The organism is Flavobacterium sp. 90, from assembly GCF_004339525.1.
Classification (GTDB): Bacteria; Bacteroidota; Bacteroidia; order Flavobacteriales; family Flavobacteriaceae; genus Flavobacterium.
In genome coordinates this window covers 1,009,625-1,026,345 of the sequence record NZ_SMGE01000001.1, presented here as the reverse complement: position 1 = coordinate 1,026,345, position 16,721 = coordinate 1,009,625, and the positions used below count along the sequence as shown (strand labels likewise).

At 30.4% G+C, this 16,721-nt stretch carries 16 protein-coding genes and 1 tRNA gene; 12 read left to right on the top strand and 5 right to left on the bottom strand.

Annotated features, from left to right (window positions below):
- Positions 1–135: 135 nt before the first annotated feature.
- Positions 136–1,230, bottom strand: a complete 1,095-nt coding sequence (locus tag C8C83_RS04085) for an exopolyphosphatase (protein WP_121326549.1) — start codon at positions 1,228–1,230, stop codon at positions 136–138.
- Between the two features lie 657 nt (positions 1,231–1,887).
- Between C8C83_RS04085 and C8C83_RS04080 the strand changes: the two genes are divergently transcribed.
- The 3 genes from C8C83_RS04080 to C8C83_RS04070 all read left to right on the top strand — a co-directional run bounded on the left by C8C83_RS04080 (position 1,888) and on the right by C8C83_RS04070 (position 3,472).
- Positions 1,888–2,070, top strand: a complete 183-nt coding sequence (locus C8C83_RS04080; protein WP_121326548.1) for a hypothetical protein — start codon at positions 1,888–1,890, stop codon at positions 2,068–2,070.
- Positions 2,071–2,321: 251 nt separating this feature from the next.
- Complete coding sequence (locus tag C8C83_RS04075) at positions 2,322–2,645, top strand: hypothetical protein (protein WP_121326547.1); 324 nt, start codon at positions 2,322–2,324, stop codon at positions 2,643–2,645.
- A gap of 131 nt (positions 2,646–2,776) precedes the next feature.
- Entirely contained in the window at positions 2,777–3,472 is a 696-nt protein-coding gene (locus C8C83_RS04070) for a hypothetical protein (RefSeq protein WP_132011669.1), read from the top strand.
- Positions 3,473–3,890: 418 nt separating this feature from the next.
- Here C8C83_RS04070 and C8C83_RS04065 read toward each other — a convergent pair.
- Positions 3,891–3,962 (bottom strand) — tRNA-Glu (locus tag C8C83_RS04065).
- Positions 3,963–4,506: 544 nt separating this feature from the next.
- Between C8C83_RS04065 and C8C83_RS04060 the strand changes: the two genes are divergently transcribed.
- The 8 genes from C8C83_RS04060 (at position 4,507) to C8C83_RS04025 (ending at position 11,706) form a co-directional block, all read left to right on the top strand.
- Positions 4,507–5,241 carry a class I SAM-dependent methyltransferase gene (locus C8C83_RS04060; protein ID WP_121326545.1) on the top strand — a complete coding sequence of 245 codons (735 nt, stop codon included), beginning with the start codon at positions 4,507–4,509 and terminating at the stop codon, positions 5,239–5,241.
- A 66-nt stretch (positions 5,242–5,307) separates the two neighbouring features.
- The gene (locus tag C8C83_RS04055) at positions 5,308–6,036 is read left to right on the top strand and encodes a CPBP family glutamic-type intramembrane protease (protein ID WP_121326544.1); all 729 of its coding nucleotides are present in this window, start codon (positions 5,308–5,310) and stop codon (positions 6,034–6,036) included.
- A gap of 106 nt (positions 6,037–6,142) precedes the next feature.
- Positions 6,143–6,640, top strand: a complete 498-nt coding sequence (locus C8C83_RS04050; RefSeq protein ID WP_121326543.1) for a hypothetical protein — start codon at positions 6,143–6,145, stop codon at positions 6,638–6,640.
- Between the two features lie 298 nt (positions 6,641–6,938).
- A complete protein-coding gene (locus C8C83_RS04045; protein ID WP_121326542.1) occupies positions 6,939–7,385 on the top strand; it encodes a hypothetical protein in 447 nt (148 codons plus the stop codon).
- A gap of 138 nt (positions 7,386–7,523) precedes the next feature.
- Positions 7,524–8,843: a hypothetical protein gene (locus C8C83_RS04040; RefSeq protein WP_132011668.1), complete on the top strand. Its 1,320-nt coding sequence runs from the start codon at positions 7,524–7,526 to the stop codon at positions 8,841–8,843.
- A gap of 222 nt (positions 8,844–9,065) precedes the next feature.
- Positions 9,066–9,749, top strand: coding sequence for a hypothetical protein (locus C8C83_RS04035; RefSeq protein ID WP_132011667.1), 684 nt, complete (start codon positions 9,066–9,068; stop codon positions 9,747–9,749).
- A 352-nt stretch (positions 9,750–10,101) separates the two neighbouring features.
- The gene (locus C8C83_RS04030; protein ID WP_121326539.1) at positions 10,102–10,917 is read left to right on the top strand and encodes a DUF5694 domain-containing protein; all 816 of its coding nucleotides are present in this window, start codon (positions 10,102–10,104) and stop codon (positions 10,915–10,917) included.
- A gap of 81 nt (positions 10,918–10,998) precedes the next feature.
- Complete coding sequence (locus C8C83_RS04025; RefSeq protein ID WP_121326538.1) at positions 10,999–11,706, top strand: DUF6090 family protein; 708 nt, start codon at positions 10,999–11,001, stop codon at positions 11,704–11,706.
- 122 nt (positions 11,707–11,828) lie between these two features.
- Here the strand turns inward: C8C83_RS04025 and C8C83_RS04020 are convergent, their stop codons facing one another.
- The 3 genes from C8C83_RS04020 to C8C83_RS04010 form a co-directional block, all read right to left on the bottom strand.
- Positions 11,829–12,524: a pseudouridine synthase gene (locus C8C83_RS04020; protein ID WP_121326537.1), complete on the bottom strand. Its 696-nt coding sequence runs from the start codon at positions 12,522–12,524 to the stop codon at positions 11,829–11,831.
- A gap of 152 nt (positions 12,525–12,676) precedes the next feature.
- Entirely contained in the window at positions 12,677–13,435 is a 759-nt protein-coding gene (locus tag C8C83_RS04015; protein ID WP_121326536.1) for a glycosyl hydrolase, read from the bottom strand.
- 344 nt (positions 13,436–13,779) lie between these two features.
- On the bottom strand, positions 13,780–14,226 hold the full coding sequence (locus C8C83_RS04010; RefSeq protein WP_158598134.1) for a CAP domain-containing protein: 447 nt from the start codon (positions 14,224–14,226) through the stop codon (positions 13,780–13,782).
- Positions 14,227–14,606: 380 nt separating this feature from the next.
- On the opposite strand from C8C83_RS04010, the gene C8C83_RS04005 reads away from it, so the two are divergent.
- Positions 14,607–16,619: a M13 family metallopeptidase gene (locus C8C83_RS04005; protein WP_132011666.1), complete on the top strand. Its 2,013-nt coding sequence runs from the start codon at positions 14,607–14,609 to the stop codon at positions 16,617–16,619.
- Positions 16,620–16,721: the final 102 nt, after the last annotated feature.

The window sequence follows — 16,721 nt, the reverse complement described above, 5'->3', positions numbered from 1 at the left end:
AAATTAATAACCGAATTTACAGAAAATAAATGGAACAAACCTCCAGAACTTCGCTCTGGATTAAAAAAATGACCAAAACAAAAAAGCTCCAGATTTCTCTGAAGCTTTGTTTAGTAATGTTGTAAAGTTGATACCTTAAAAATTAGTATTTACTTTTTTAGAACGATCTGCGATGTATGACATAAGCCAAGTTACTTGTCCGTCTTTAACGAAGAATACTTTCTTTGTTTCTAAATTTGGAATGCTTTCCAAAAAGTTCTGAAGTATGTTGTTTGCCGAAATAAGGTATTTCTGGTCATATGTACTCAAAACTCTAGCCATTTCTTTATTCGTTTTAGCAAGGTTTGTATACTTCACAAAGTTATTTTTCAGGATTGCATCATAATTGATAACGTCTTCAAGCGTTAATGGAATATAATGATTTTTAACGTTTTCATCATAATATAACGTTGCAAATGCCCAAACAGCTCCACCAGATAAATAGATTTTTTCCTTTTTTAATAGAAGAGGATTTGCATCTAGCATTTCCTTAATCTTCTTACGCAACACTGGGTTATAATCAAAAGATTTTTCCTGAAAGGTCGACATATCATTCGCTTGATTTGGATTTACAACCGTCTTTTTTACGGCATCTGTAAGTGTCATTGTACCAAAATCAAGCTCCAAAGGTACAAACTCCAATTTGTTATCTTCAAGTTCGTCAATGTATCCGCCTTTAGTAGTTTGAGCACCAATATCAAGTAGTGAAGCGTTAGAATAATCAACAGGTGGAATTGCACCTTTAACTAACATTTTAGCTTCTTCGTTAACATTAATAATGTCAAAACTTTTAGTGGTTAGGGAACTAATTTTATTTTTTAAAACATCGATATTACGAGCAGATGAGAAAACAGGCGCAGCTACAATAAAGATATTTTCTTCCCGAAGCTTAAATTCCTCTTTGATTTTCTTCAATTGATCAACAATTATCATAGTAACTTTATTGATATCGTCCTGAGGTAACTCGCCCGAAGCAGCAATGTGATCAGCAAGACTAATTCTCTCATTTGCAAAATAAAGAATATCATAGTCCGCTTTTTTGATATTATTTACTTCCAGAACAGAAACTTTAATTGCTCTGCGTCCGATTTCGATTCCGGCATAAACATTCTTTTGAGAAAATGCATTGATAGAAAAGAATAAGTTTAAAAGAATGAAAAATAGAATTTGGGATTTGTGTTTTTTAAGCATTGGATTTAATTGTAGTTAGGGGTATTATTTATTTTTAAATAAAGACTTCAAAGTAATTGGTTGAGGTATTTATGTGAAAGTCATAATTTTAAATTGAAAATAACGGGTTTCCGTATAAGATTGCAAATTTATAAAAACATTTACTAACATAAACGCAGATATTGAGAAAACATATATTAAATTATTGTGATGTTTTTTCTAAGTAAATGACAAGCAATTTTAGATTTATAACTTGCTGAAAAAGAATAGATAAAGAAAGGTAGTCGAAAAAAAAATCAGTAAAGAATTGCTTATTACCGTAACTTTTTTGTACAAAACTGAAAGAATTTTTTGAACTTTTTATAATTGTATTCAATAACAAGAACTACTGAAAAATCTAAACCAGAGCAATATAATCGTCTTATTATGAGTTTAAAAGGTATTTCTGTAATTTATATCTAGAAAATAAAAAGGTATTATTTGTAAGAAATAATTGTATATCTTTGGATGAGTTCCTATAGAATAATCCTTAAATGATTTTAAAAAAAAAGCAATAACATTAAAAAATAGTTTAATCTAATTATAAAAATATATAAAGAATTCTTGCGCAAGGATAGACAAAAGCCCCAAGTGTCTTTAATTGATTGAGGTATTAATTAATTTTTCAAACTTTATATTATGATAAAAAACATTTTAAACCTAAAAGGAGTTACAGAATTAACTAAAAAAGAAAAAAGAAGCATCGCAGGCGGTTTAGCATGTGTTGACGGTGTTTGTCCAAGACCAGGCACTTATTGTTGTTATGCAGGCGGTGGCGGCGATGGACTTTGCAGATTAAATAGTCAAGCTTGTTTTGAATAAAGAATTTTTAAATTCTCTGTTCTTCGGATTTGGAGAGTTACAATAAAAAGTTGCGCAAATGTCATTTGACTTTGCGCATTTTTTTTTGCTTTTATGAATCGTAATTATAGTTATTAGAGTCTTTTAGCTTTTTTAAACTATTGAAAATCAATTTGTTTTTAATGGTTATCATATAAGATAACCCTTTTTAGGAAAAATAAGATGAAATTTGAATTATCATAAAAAGGAAGATTAATTTAATATATAATTTTATGGAAGCAGAAGAAATTAAAGACTTAGAATATCTTAGAAAACTAATGAATAGGTATCTAAATACTTTAAAAGCGCCAAGCGATAAAACAGAATTTTATACTGCCGAAATCAAATTATCAAATTATGGCGAGCTTGGTTGTGTTATTACCAATATGCTTAAATTATGTATTTTGGCATTGGATTCTGAAGCACCGGAAATCTCAAAAACGGTTAAAAATCCCTATATAAATGTGGCTCTTATTCTGGAAGTTGTGCTGCAGTTGTTTCCTGTAGATGAATTTGAGTTGCTAAGCGAAATTAATGAAAAGTTACTTTCAGAGTAAAATTCGATATATTTATTTATCTAGCTTTAAACATGGATATTTAGCGAAGCCGACATTTGTAATAACGATATTAAATTGCTTTACTTGTTAAAGGTTTTTAGAGAAAAATGAATCTAAATTTGAAAAAAAACATGAATAATTCAGCCCAACAAAATTCAGAAAAGATAGAAGTATTAGAAATCCGCAATTATCTTTTAAAATCAAATTTAACGGATAAGTTTGGGGATTATTTTCATTCGAAATTTGTTTCTCCAATGAATGAACTCGGCGGATATACATTGGGAGAATTCAAAATTAATAAAGTAAACGATCGATTTGTTTGGTTTCGGGGTTTTGCTGATATGAAAACCAGATTCAAATTTTTGAATGATTTTTATCTAAACAGCACAACTTGGAAAGAACATGGAAAAGGGACAAATGAGATGATGATAAATTCGGATAATGTCTATTTGTTACGCCCTTTAAAAGGAGAAATTAATAGCAGATTATTAAAGACTGATAAAACATTTACGGTTGTAGATTTTTATATCTGTAATAGTACACTCGAGAAGGTTATTGACTTATTTGAGACTACATATATTCCTTTTCTTAAAAATTCAGAAATAGAAGATATTACGCTTTGGGTGAGTGAAATGGCTGAAAATGATTTTCCAAGATTACCTGTTTTTCAGGATAAAAATCTTTTAGTGAGTATTACACATTACGAAGACGAAAATGAGTTTTATGCCAAACAAAAAGCAATCGATAATATGCCAGAAGATCTAAAAACATCGATGCAAGGGTTGGTAACGATTCACAATAAAGTAGTGCTTTTAAATTTGAGGTAAAGTTAGAAGTCAATGTTATTAGGTTAATTTTTTTTAACTATATTTTTTTTTAAAACGAAAAGATTAAACACAATATTGTCATTTCGACGGAGGAGAAATCTCCGCAAGTAACTCCGCAACGAGAATCCAATCTTTGTCGAGCTTCTCGCGAAGATTTCTCCTCCGTCGAAATGACGAAACCTTTGCGATTTCGCGACTTTGCGTGAAATGTATTCGATATAGTACAAAAATATTCTTCCTTAACTTAATGACATTGTGCTTCAGCTGGAGGTAATTAATAGATGCAATAAAGGCTTTAGCCAAATAACTTATTTTGGGCTAAAGCCATTCCCATTGATTTTATATAAACTCCAGCTAAAGCTGGAGCCAATTCAAAAAAACAAAAAAGCTCCAGATTTCTCTGAAGCTTTGTAGTAAGTAGCCCGTAGCGGAATCGAACCGCTCTTACATGGATGAAAACCATGCGTCCTAACCGATAGACGAACGGGCCTGCTTTTGTATTGCGGGTGCAAAATTAGAACTAAATTCGAGATACACAAAAAAATATTTAAAAAGTTTCGTTTAGTTATTCTGAAAAGATAACATTTAGAAACAATCAATCTAAAAGGGATTTTGCTAATGAAGATGTATTTGTTTGATTAATAATTGGTTGTTTTTACATTAAAAGCGGATAAAGAAAGTTTTTTTCTTCTTTTGTTAAAATAATAATTTTTAATATTTATTGATAATTTTTATTTTTGAAAGAATATTCGTTAGCTTATTGTTCGGTGTTTTGAAAAGTTTTTGAAGTGTTTTATGAAAAGCGGCACAAATGTCTTTTACTTTTGGGCATTTTTTGACGAATAGTTATTAATGTTCTTATTGAGCTTTTCATTTATATAGATAGCATCTTAGAAATTTAGTTTTAACGTTATTGAATTTATGAAGTTTTCGTTTTTCAATTATATTTGTTTAAAATGGCTGCAAAATTTGTGATATTTGTCAGTGTTGCCGAGGAATATTTTATGGTACAAGGTTTAATAAATAAGTAAGAGATGAAACAAAATATTTACGACGATATAGATTTTTTTGAAAACTACGGTAAAATGCTACGTTCTGTAGACGGTTTGAATTCAGCAGGAGAATGGCATGTTTTGAAAAATATGTTGCCAGATTTTCAAGATAAAAATGTTCTTGATCTTGGTTGCGGTTACGGCTGGCATTGTATTTATGCTAAAGAACAAGGTGCAAAAAATGTGATTGGAATTGACTTATCAAAGAAAATGATTGATAAAGCAAAGGAAAATTCAAAAGACTTGTCAATAGCGTATTATCAAATGCCTGTTGAAGATATTGAATTTGAAAAGGAACAGTTTGACATTATTTTTAGTTCGCTTACTTTTCATTATATCCAAAATTTGGATGTTGTTTTTCGTAAAATTAATAAGTTCCTGAAAAAAGGAGGAAGCTTTGTTTTCTCAATGGAACATCCCGTTTTTACTTCAAAACCAGAGCAAGATTGGTTTAAGGACGAAAAAGGAAATTTGCTACATTGGCCAGTTGACAATTATCAGGACGAAGGAGTAAGACAAACGAATTTTTTAGGTCACAAAGTAATTAAATACCATCGAACTGTCGCAAGTATTTTAAATACTGTAATTGATTCAGGTTTTGTTATTAAACAAATATCTGAGCCTAAGCCATCAGAGGAAATCATTGAAAAATATCCAGCGATGAAAGACGAATTAAGAAGACCAATTTTTATTATGGTTTCTGCCGGAAAATTATAAACAAATGAATTTCAGAATTAAAAAGATAAAAATAAACTTCAAATAATAAAAACTTATACTTATAGAATGGATAACCTAATTGAAGGTATTAAAAAGACAAAATGGACAAACATCTTAATTTTTTATACTGTTGCTTGCGTACTTACTTTCCTTTTCCGTCAAATACCTAATTTGTTAAACAAAATCAGTGTAGAACTTCTTGACTTTAATATTACTTTCAATTACAACCATGGTTTAGCATTATTAATTACAAGTATAGCTGCTTATAAAATATTCAGAATCAAACGGGAAATGACCTTATTAGGAAATAAGCCCGTAAAAGCCATCATTTTTCTTAGCGTAGTTTTAATTGGCTATGCTGCATTAGGTTTTAACAATGAATACGGAATTAATTCACATTTATGGGCGTTGATATTCTGTATCCTAACTCTCATCTATGATTTATTAGAAGAAAGTTTTTGGAGAGGACTTCTAAATGACAGCTTAAATTTAATTCCTTTTTGGTTAAGAGGTATTATTACAGGAATACTTTGGGCGCTTTGGCATTTACTAATTTTTGACAATTTTGACCAGTTTGGAGGACTGTTTGTTTTTATTTTATTCTCTATCATATTGTCCATAATAATGGCGTACACGGCAGATAAAACAAAATCAGTTTTAGTGGCAGCGTCCATTCATACTTTACTTTGCAGAACAAATTATGTTACATTGATTTGTGCTGTAATTTGGGTTTTAATAATCATTATGTGGAACAAAAGTCTAACAAGTGATAAAAAGATCAAAAAAGTAGCCTGACGAAAACTATCTTCGCTATAGAAAGTAAAGGCAAATATCACCAAGTCTTTATTATGGTTTCTGCCGGAAAATTATAAACAATGAATTAATAAAACATTTATAAATAATGAAAAGAGATCTGTTTTTTGTGTTTTTACTTTTTATCGGATTTAATCTTTATGCACAAAAATCCGGAATTGAATTTTTCTATGTAGAAAAATTCAAAAATTCAAATCCTGGTTGTAGATATTGTTTTGACTTGGAAACAGCCAAGTTGAGTTCCGTGCCAATTTTAAATGAAGAGGATATCAAAAATTTTAATTGGAAGAAGCAACAAATAATCTTAACAAAAAAGGGGGAACATGAATTTACAGATTTAAAAATTCCCTTACCGGGATTACCAGTAGTAATCACTTTAAATGGTAGAAAAATTTATGGTTTATGGTTTTGGAATCAATTTTCTTCATTTGGTTGTGATAGAGTATATACTTACCCAGCTGTTGATTTTAAAATCAAATTTGGGTTGCCTGCCAGTTACACTTTTGGAAAAGATCCCAGATTTGATGAAAAACTTAGAAAATATGTTGTTTCTAAATATAATCAATCTAAAAACGGAACAAAATAGCTACTACAATAGAGTTAAATAATTGACTTAATACAAAGTTGATTTGCTATTTGGTATGATTTTGAAAATCCAATAACGGGGCTTAGTTTACTGTCGAACTAGTTGTGTAGTGGTTTTCTGTTTTTCAATTACATTTGTCTAAATTGATATAAAGTCAGGAACATTTGCGCAGCACCAGTAAAAAGACTGCAGAGATCGGGAAGACATTTTGGTTTTCGAATATGTTTAAACGTTGATTGAAAATATTAATTTATTAATCTAAAATTGCTAAAGATTATTAACCAGGAATAAGTATCAAATGACTATAAGATTTATTTTATTTTTTGTTTTATTGTTGTCAAGTTGTTATGGACAGAATATTACTGATCCATTGCCAACACTTGAAAAAGAAGTTAATCAATGTATTAAAGAAAATAGTGCGGAAGAATTGAATTGTAGAAAAGAATATTATCATGAACTTCAATTCTGGGAAACAGAGGTTTTTAATACTGTTTTAGAAATTGCCTTCGAAGGTAAAACTGAAGATGAAAAGAACGTTTTTATAAAAAAGCAGACGGAGTGGAAAGATTCAACATATTGGTATGTTGCAAAGACAATGAAGGAGTTTAAAGATAAACATCCCGGTAAATTTGTATGGGATAAAGGTTCTGAATTACTGCCAGATGCAAGGATTTTTTACCAGAAAAATGCTAAATTTTATACTGATAGGATTTCTTATTTGTTAAGTTTAGTAAAAAAGAAATAAAAGTGATCAGTACTAAAATAGTATCACATAGTTTCAGCATTCTTTTAATGATAATTTCGAACATTTGCAATCTAAAAATAGTATTACTGTCAGCTAATAATAGCTAAATTAAACTTCAAAAGTGTATAAAAAATAAGTATGATAAACTTTAAATTTCTTTTCGTGACAGTTAGCTTACTGTGTGTTTTTAATACATTGATAGCTCAAAGCACGAAAAAATATACAGCAATTCCTGATGTTAATTTTGAAATCGCTTTGCAGGATACAGGTTGTGATCGTGGCGAACCGGATGGAAAAGTACTGACCTCAGAAATTGCCAAAATAACAGAATTGAATCTTAAAAATAGAGGTATAGTAGATTTAAAAGGAATAGAGGATTTTACTGCATTAACTAAACTCATTTGCTTTAAAAATAAACTGATCACACTTGATTTATCCAATAATACCGGACTTACTTATCTATCTTGTGAAGAAAATCAATTGACGAATTTGAATGTAAGTAAAAATACGACTTTAACCTTTTTAAACTGTGCCAAAAATAGATTAGACTCTTTAGATGTAACGAACAATGGTGAGTTGATTTCTTTGTTTTGCGAAGAAAATAAATTGCTAAAGTTAGATTTAAGGCAAAATAGCCATTTAACAGCTTTGAAATGCAGTCGAAATCAATTAGATGATCTCGATGTTTCTAAAAATGTGGCTTTGAATTATTTGGATTGTTTTATCAATAAAATAACTGCTTTAGATTTATGTGAAAATAGTGCTTTGATTGGTTTGGATTGCTCCAAGAATAAACTTTTAACATTAGATTTGTCACAAAATACTAAGCTGGAGCGTTTATTTTGTGGCGAAGATCAAGTAACAACTTTAGATCTATCTCAAAACATCAGCCTAAGGAATTTTGACTGTAGAAATAGCCCATTAACGAGTTTAAATTTAACTAAAAATCTCTCTTTAATGTTTTTGAACTGTTCAGGTACTGCATTAACCAATTTAGACATTAGCAAAAATATAGCCTTAACCAAAGTGTCTTTAGATGAAAATAAGTTGACATCTTTAGATGTGACAAAAAATATCAATTTAACTTCTTTGAATTGTTCTAAAAATCAATTGACTTCATTGAATGTTTCTAATGCTCCTTTGACCGAGTTAGTTTGTTATAAAAATCGTTTGGTTACTCTCGATGTAAGTCAAAATCCATTACTGCTTAGTTTTGAGTGTTCTGATAATCAATTAGTAAGTTTGGATATTTCGAAAAATCCTAAAATTTATGCTCTTTACTGTAAATCTAATTCACTCGTAAGTTTGAACCTTAAGAACGGGAATAACCAAAGTTTGAAAAATTTATATGCATTCTTTAATCTTAATCTAAAATGTATTCAAACTGATAAAGACATGATTCCATTTTCTAATTGGAGAAAAGATGGTATAGCAACTTATAATGCCAATTGCAATTAGACTCAGCTCAACGAAAAGTTTCTTATAAAAAGCTGCGCAAATGTCTCTGACTTTGCGCATTTTTTTTGTTCTAAATTTCTTTGTGCAGCATTAAAAACAACATGAATAAAACCATTTAGCGCAAAAAAAAGCTTACAAAATACACGAAGTTCGTTGGTGGTTTTTCATGAAAATTATATATTTGGGAATAAATATTGTTCGATACTTATCACACCAATCTACATGAAATATTTAAGCTTAATCCTTTTGATTTTAATAATGTCTTGTGCAAAGAAAAATGAATCAGAAAATTTAAAAACAGCAGTTAAAACTTTAAAAGTTGAAAAGCCAATAAAATTAACAGACAAATCTGTAAAATTTTTATGGAGAGAAGATGTATATGACAAAGAATTAAAGGATACGGTTAATACAATTTTTATAAATAAAGAATATTCCAAAAACATTTCTGAACCTGAAAAGGCAGCCCTTGGATTTATTGCAAGTTTTATTGGAAGTGAATGTGACTGGGACGGAGAACCAAATGAAAAATATGATAATCTAAGTTGTAAAATTAATACAGCGCTTAATATTGGTTATCAATGTTCAGAAGAGCATTTAAATTTTTTAAGAAAGTGGTTTAAAAATGATAAAAAACAACTAGAGCGTTTGAAAGATTGTTCTGCCGTTCCGTTTACAGCAAGCGTTCAGAACACATTTGATTACATAAATGTTGTTACTAAAGGTGATACAATCAAAATAACCTTTAAGGCCGATGGTGTAAATATGCGCACTCAGAATTCCTGGAATTATATAGAAGAAGATACATTTGTTTTTAAGAAAGATAATTTAGTTTTAGTAAAATCTAAAGAATCAGAAAGTGAAAGTAAATCATTTGAAGACGATAATTCACAAGAAGAAGAAAAATAAAAACTACCTCGAACACACTTCTCTAGTCATTTGGAAATTCAGTGAAATGTTTTACTTCCCGGGCTTAGCTTATTGTTAAAGCGAAGATGAAAATCAAGAATAGTATGTTTCTCATTTTGTCGTTTCTTTTTCAAAATTATAATGGTAATATTTTATTTATTATTACGGTTTTCCGTAATCTGGTCTAATATTTTATGTGCCAAAAACATTCCGTAAAATAAGAGTTCTTACGATGATTTACAATGGAAAAATTATATATTTGAAAATAAATAATATGTAATACTTATTGCACATATAAATAAGTTGGCTACAATTTAGAAGAACAACAATAATAAAAAATTAAACTAAAAAAATGACTTTCATTAAATCAATTTCTACATTTTTAATTGCGCTTTTAACTGTAACAACAACTTTTGGACAAGAATCTAAACCTAAAACTAAAATCTTATTGATTGGGACAATTCACTTTGAAACACCTCATACAGATAGTTTTGAACTAAAAGTAGACGATTTTTTAAGTACTAAACGACAAAATGAATTAGAAGATTTAACTACTGTTTTGTCTCAAACAAAAGCGACTAAAGTGATGATTGAAAAGCCATTCGAAAATCAACGTTCTACCGATAGTTTGTATAATTTATATCTAACAGGACATTATAAACTTACAGTTTCAGAAAGAGAACAAATTGGCTTTAGGTTAGGTAAAAAATTAAAATTAACTCAAATAAACTGTATAGACAAATTCTATGCAATGCACGATAGTTTAATGGCTGCAACCGCAAAAGAAAATAATCAACTTTATTTACTAAAAGATTTAGGGACTCACGCAAAAGCAATGATAAGTGATTTTGATAATCAATTGAAAAAAGGTACGATAACAGAAGTTTTAAAGTACATAAATAGACCTGATCAATTAGAAAGAAATTTATCAATTTATTTAAAATTTATAGCAAAGATTGGGGCAGGTAAAAATTTTGCAGGAGCAGAATCTGTTTCTGTTTGGTATTTAAGAAATCTTGCTATTTACGCTAATATAATGACTCAAATAAATGCAAATGACAAATATGTTATACTAATATTTGGACAAGGTCATATTCCTATATTAAAACACTTACTACAAAATAATGACGATTTTGAAGTCGTTGAAGTAAGTAGCGTACTAAAATAAACTGCCACTAAATAGCCAAGAGTTGTGCCATTTTGTAAAACAAACCAATAATTATCAGGACAATATTTTAACCAAAAAATCATGCAAGAAGAAATAACGAAACATTCAGAAAAAATTTATAAAACTGTGAAAAATAAAGAACATACATTGGGAGAGAAAGTGAAAGAAATCATTATAGAAATTTTTATAATAGTTTTTGCAGTAACGCTTTCAATAGGATTACATAGTTGGAGTGAACACAAACACCAGCAAGAAGAAGTTTCTGTTTTTCTTAATAATTTAAAGAATGATTTAAAAGATGATGTAAAAAGCCTGAACATTGAAAAGGGCGGATACCAAGAGACAAACATAGGTTATGAAAAAATTTTAGCACTAACGACTCTTCAACTTGATAGTATTTATAAGTCTAAAAGTAAAGTTGTTTTTCCAACTTATGCACATGGACAAGTACTAAATATTGGTAATTACGAAGGATTTAAGTCTAGTGGTAAAATTGGCTATATTGAAGATGAAAAATTAAAACAGAAAATTTTAAATTACTACCAAATACTTGCACCAACAATTAACGAAGTCGATAAAGTTTATAATGATTTTCTGTTTAAGTGTTTTGACAAAATGATAGAAAATGCAGATAAATCAGAAGTGCAAATGTATTCAGATCCAAAATTTAAAAAGACAATCGAATTTCTTGTTAGACTAGGTAATAACAACATAAGGGTTTACGACAAAAATGTAAAACCGGAAGCAATTGAACTTATTAAAGAAATTGAAAAAGAGTTGAATAAATAAAAAAACGAATGCACAACTGTTGTGCGATATAAAAACAAAAACACCACTTTTTTAAGTGGTGTTTTTGTTTTTAGTAGCGGGAAGAATTGAAATTTCTAATCCCTTTTCTAACGATCATTATTCTATTGATATTTACTCAAATCCAGATTAAGAATAGTACCAACTCTGCTAAACTCTTCATTAATCTTTGCATTCAGGATTAGTTGTTCGTTTTTTATTGGATGATTAAAAATTAATTGATGTGCGTGAAGCATCATTCCTTTCAGGTCATAATTCTCCAGCCATAATTTATTTTGTTTGTTACAACCATGCGGCCGACTTCCTAAAATGGGATGAAAAATATGTTTAAAATGTTTTCGTAATTGATGCATACGTCCCGTTTCAGGAATCGCTTCGACTAAACAATATCGTGAGGTTGGTTTATTGTTAAATTCCAACTCAACTTCGGCATTTTGCAAGCGATGAAAGTATGTTATTGCATTTTGTTTAATGTCATCATCATTGATTAAATCATAATCAATTGTTAGTTCTTCGGGTGACCAACCACGTAAAATGGCTAAATATTTTTTTTCGACTTCGCGTGTGGCGAAACGATCATTCATAATTTTCAAAACTTCTTTATCCAATGCAAATAACAAGACGCCAGATGTTTTTCGGTCTAACCGATGAATAGGATAAACGTGTTGACCTATTTGATTTCTCAATTCCTGAATGGCATAAACTTTTGCATCGCGCGCATAAAATGATTTATGAACCAATAATCCGCTTGGTTTATTGATTGCGATAATATATTCGTCTTGGTAAAGAATTTCTAACATTTGGCAAAAGTAGAAGAGATTTCGATTAAAATCGCTTTTATGATTTATTTCTATACTTTTCTTTTCGATCGAAAAACAAAAAAGAGACTCGAAAGTCTCTTTGTGGAATTAATATGTTTTTATAAAAGGTTATTTAGTATTAAAAGAAAAAATTAGTTGTTCGTAACAGAATAACTGTTGCAGGTATAATTCAATCCGGCTCCATTTGTGCCGTAAGATGATGTAATTTCAAACCCGAATTGTACATCACCAACAGTAATATCACCAATCCATCCCTTTGATTTTATCCAATTCAAAATAGCTTTGGCATCAATAGTACCGCTATTTGTTTTTGTGGTGCGTAAAAATGAATATACATTATTCGAACCATTATTTCCTCTGTATACATTCCAGGTATGACCACCAATAGATTGATTAGTAAACACAGCAATTGCAGCTCCGGTCGCAGAATAATTGTATGAAATTGGTTTTACGTTACCAGTGCCATTTGCGTTTCCGGTATAATTCATCCATAACATTATTTCATGCGCTTTGGCACTATCCCAGATATCATAAGAGGATTCCCAGGCACCTCCTGAAGGAGTAGTTGCATTAAAACTAGTACTCAGCGTGTTTATTGTACTAAGCACTTTACCAATGTATTTGGTAGAATTTGGGTATGATTTAATTCCATCTGTGTTAGGGTGATTTGCCCAAACTCCCCATTGACTGTAACTGTTTGCCCATATCGACTGGCTGCCGGCACCAGAGCCCCAAATATTATTATACACAGTATAACCGCCATTTGACCAGTTTGCATATTGAGCAGATGATGACCAGTTTGCTTTAACTTCAGATTCGTTGTTACCATCGGATGTTTCACAACTGATGAACATAATACATAATGCAGCAAATAAAATTGTTTTTTTCATAAATAAGTGGTTTGATAGTTAGTAAAAAAATACTTACTAAGATATTGATATTTAGCTGTTTGTTTAAATATTTTCTTAAATAAAATGTTATTTTTTAATTATTATCACAAAAAGATGACAATTTCTTTTTTAAAAGCAATAATTTTATTTGGTTATGGTTAAAATGACTATAATTAAAATAAAAAAAATGAGAATTTCATAATTTACAGAAAATCTAAATGAAGTGATTGATTTATGCTGTAAAAGGCATTGTTTTTTATTTCTTTGATTACCTGATTGATAAGAAAAAATAAAAGATTTTTTTGTTTAAATATGGGCGAGAAGAGATAGGAGGTTGGGGTAGTTTATTTTCCTAAATTAGCAACCCACACATTACCGGATTTTCCTGCTCCCATTTCAATATAAGTATCGCTCATCATGGCTTTGCAATGGTCTGTGCTGTTCTTCCATCCGTTTACAACACTTATAGGATTGTCATAATTTCGAGCAATTACTTCTCCTACGTAATTACCTGTATAACCTAATACACTAGCTCTTTGAATAGGACTTGTTCCTTCTGGCGAGATATGAGAAAAATAATTTCGGACATACATATCATGAGAATAATTAAGTGCTGTTTTTGCCAATATTGAGTTACTTACCAATTCAGGTACGGGAGGCATATCTTCGTCTCCACACTTACATCCGGTCACTCTTAATTTATTGACTTCGATCAAAACAGAATCAGTAACATTTGTATCAACAACAGGATCATCATTATTGTCACAAGAAAATAATAATATTAAACCCAAAAAAAGAAAATATTTTGAAGACATTGAAAAGTAATTGATAATTAAAAATCTAAGATAAATAATTGTTATGATATAAGATAAGAACATTGAATTTTGGAGATTGAAATAGAAAATATAGCTTACAATTAGTTTAGCCTTCGCTCCAGCAGAAATCTTTTTGCGTGATATAAATTGAAGAGATAAAGAATTATATAATAAACAAAAGCTCCAGATTTTAGTGAAGCTTTATCTGAGTAACAGGAAGCATTCTAACAAAAACTTTAGTATTAAAAACTGAATTCGTATATTGTTCTGCTTAAATTAACTATACCAAGTAAATACATTTAAAAATATTTGCCTTCAAATGTTTTTTAGTTCATTTTAATAGAAATCTCTAGATTATGAAAAATTCATTAATGCTCTTCATTGCATTCTTAGCTCTTACAGCATGTTCAAAACATCAGGAAAAGAAAAATATCGCAATCACCGGCATAGATTCCACATTGCGTCCTGGTGATGATTTTTTTAAATATGTAAATGGCAAATGGTACGATTCTGTGCAAATACCTGCATCTCAAGCGGGAGTTGGTGTTTATATGTTTATGAATTACCCACAACGAATGCGTCTGCAAGAAATATTAGACAGTATTTCGCAAAGCAAAAATGAAGCAGGAAGTATAGCGCAAAAGGTAGGAGATTTTTATGCATCAGGTATGGATACTGTAACTATCGATAAACGCGGTTATACACCTATCAAACCATTACTTGCAAAAATTGAATCGATTACCGATTTACCGTCCTTATTGAACTTTGTGGCTAATGAGGAGAAGGTGAGCAATTCTTCTATCATAGGTTTTGGAGTTTCGCCCGATGAAAAAAACAGTAGTATGAATATTGCGCAAATTTATCAAACTGGTATTGGTTTGCCTGACAGAGATTATTATTTCAAATCAGATTCATCAACTGTTGCTATACAGAAAGCGTACAAAAAATACCTTGCGACATTATTTCAACAAACAGGCAGCGACGCCAAAGAGGCTGAAAAGAATGCTAATTTGGTTTACGATATTGATAAACAACTTGCCGCTTCGCATAAAACAAAAGTTGAACTTCGTGATGTGCAGGCAAATTACAATAAAATTGCTGTGGCAGCTCTTGCAAAAAGAAATCCTAATATAGATTGGACTACTTTTTTGAATAATTTAGGTGCCAAAACCGATTCTATTAATGTAGGTCAACCTGCTTATTATGACGCCCTTAATAAACTTTTAAAAAGTATTCCTATCAATAATTGGAAAATTTATCTGAAAGCAAATTCTCTGGAAAGATATGCAGATGATTTAAGTAAGTCTTTTGCAGATGCCTCATTTGAGTATACCAAAGTGCTTTCTGGTCAGGCTGTTCAAAAAACACGTGGCGAAAAAATGGCTAATGTCCTTGATACTTATTTAGGTGATGCGTTGGGCGAATTGTATGTGAAAAAATACTTTTCAGAAGATGCTAAAAAACGCATGTTAGTTCTTGTGAATAATCTGCAAAAAGCCTATGCCAAAAGAATTGACAAATTAGAATGGATGAGTCCTATTACAAAACAAAAAGCGAAAGAAAAATTGGCAGCCATGACTAAGAAAATAGGATATCCGGATAAATGGAGAGACTATAGCAATGTGCAGGTAGCTAGAAATACTTATTTTGAAAATATGGTTTCGGCTTCAAAAGATGCATATCAATTTCAATTGGCAAAATTGGGCAAACCAGTCGATAAATCAGAATGGTTTACTACAGTTCCAACCGTTACGGCATATAATAATCCTACTGCGAATGAAATTGTTTTTCCTGCAGGTATTTTACAACCTCCATATTTTGATAATAATGCAGATGATGCACTTAACTACGGCGGTATCGGAATGGTTATAGGGCACGAAATAACCCATACTTTTGATGATCAAGGTGCTCAATATGACAAAGATGGAAACTTAAAAAACTGGTGGACAAAAGAAGATTATGCACAGTTTAAGTCAAGAATACAACAAGTTATCAATTTGTATAGTACATATACCGTTTTAGGTGATCTACATATTAATGGCGCAATGACGGTTGGCGAAAATACGGCAGATATTGCTGGATTAGCCGTTGCTTATGATGCTTTTAAAATGACGGAACAAGGAAAAGGAAACACAAAAATCGACGGTTATACTCCGGATCAACGTTTCTTTATTTCTTTAGCCAAAATATGGCGAGTAAAAATGAAAGACGAATTCCTGCGTTTGTGGATTAACAATAATCCGCATTCTCCACCAAACTGGCGTGTTAATGGACCTTTAATGAATACTACGCCTTTTTATGAAGCATTTAATGTAAAACCTGGAGATAAAATGTTTTTACCGAAGAAAGACAGAATAACAATTTGGTAATTTCGCTCTTCGAAATGTGATCAAAAAAAACTGCGTAATCCCGAAAGCCTTCGGGACTGACTTTGCGCAGTTTTTTTTATGGTTTCTTATAAATCTTAAAAA

What these genes read in the sequence shown, in the direction of transcription:
- C8C83_RS04085 (WP_121326549.1), bottom strand. Translation starts at nt 1,230, where the DNA reads ATGCTTAAAAAACACAAATCCCAAATTCTATTTTTCATTCTTTTAAAC.
- C8C83_RS04050 (WP_121326543.1), top strand. Translation starts at nt 6,143, where the DNA reads ATGAAAAGAGATCTGTTTTTTGTGTTTTTACTTTTTATCGGATTTAAT.
- C8C83_RS04070 (WP_132011669.1), top strand. Translation starts at nt 2,777, where the DNA reads ATGAATAATTCAGCCCAACAAAATTCAGAAAAGATAGAAGTATTAGAA.
- C8C83_RS04055 (WP_121326544.1), top strand. Translation starts at nt 5,308, where the DNA reads ATGGATAACCTAATTGAAGGTATTAAAAAGACAAAATGGACAAACATC.
- C8C83_RS04015 (WP_121326536.1), bottom strand. Translation starts at nt 13,435, where the DNA reads ATGAAAAAAACAATTTTATTTGCTGCATTATGTATTATGTTCATCAGT.
- C8C83_RS04035 (WP_132011667.1), top strand. Translation starts at nt 9,066, where the DNA reads ATGAAATATTTAAGCTTAATCCTTTTGATTTTAATAATGTCTTGTGCA.
- C8C83_RS04040 (WP_132011668.1), top strand. Translation starts at nt 7,524, where the DNA reads ATGATAAACTTTAAATTTCTTTTCGTGACAGTTAGCTTACTGTGTGTT.
- C8C83_RS04080 (WP_121326548.1), top strand. Translation starts at nt 1,888, where the DNA reads ATGATAAAAAACATTTTAAACCTAAAAGGAGTTACAGAATTAACTAAA.
- C8C83_RS04060 (WP_121326545.1), top strand. Translation starts at nt 4,507, where the DNA reads ATGAAACAAAATATTTACGACGATATAGATTTTTTTGAAAACTACGGT.
- C8C83_RS04030 (WP_121326539.1), top strand. Translation starts at nt 10,102, where the DNA reads ATGACTTTCATTAAATCAATTTCTACATTTTTAATTGCGCTTTTAACT.
- C8C83_RS04005 (WP_132011666.1), top strand. Translation starts at nt 14,607, where the DNA reads ATGAAAAATTCATTAATGCTCTTCATTGCATTCTTAGCTCTTACAGCA.
- C8C83_RS04045 (WP_121326542.1), top strand. Translation starts at nt 6,939, where the DNA reads ATGACTATAAGATTTATTTTATTTTTTGTTTTATTGTTGTCAAGTTGT.
- C8C83_RS04020 (WP_121326537.1), bottom strand. Translation starts at nt 12,524, where the DNA reads ATGTTAGAAATTCTTTACCAAGACGAATATATTATCGCAATCAATAAA.
- C8C83_RS04025 (WP_121326538.1), top strand. Translation starts at nt 10,999, where the DNA reads ATGCAAGAAGAAATAACGAAACATTCAGAAAAAATTTATAAAACTGTG.
- C8C83_RS04075 (WP_121326547.1), top strand. Translation starts at nt 2,322, where the DNA reads ATGGAAGCAGAAGAAATTAAAGACTTAGAATATCTTAGAAAACTAATG.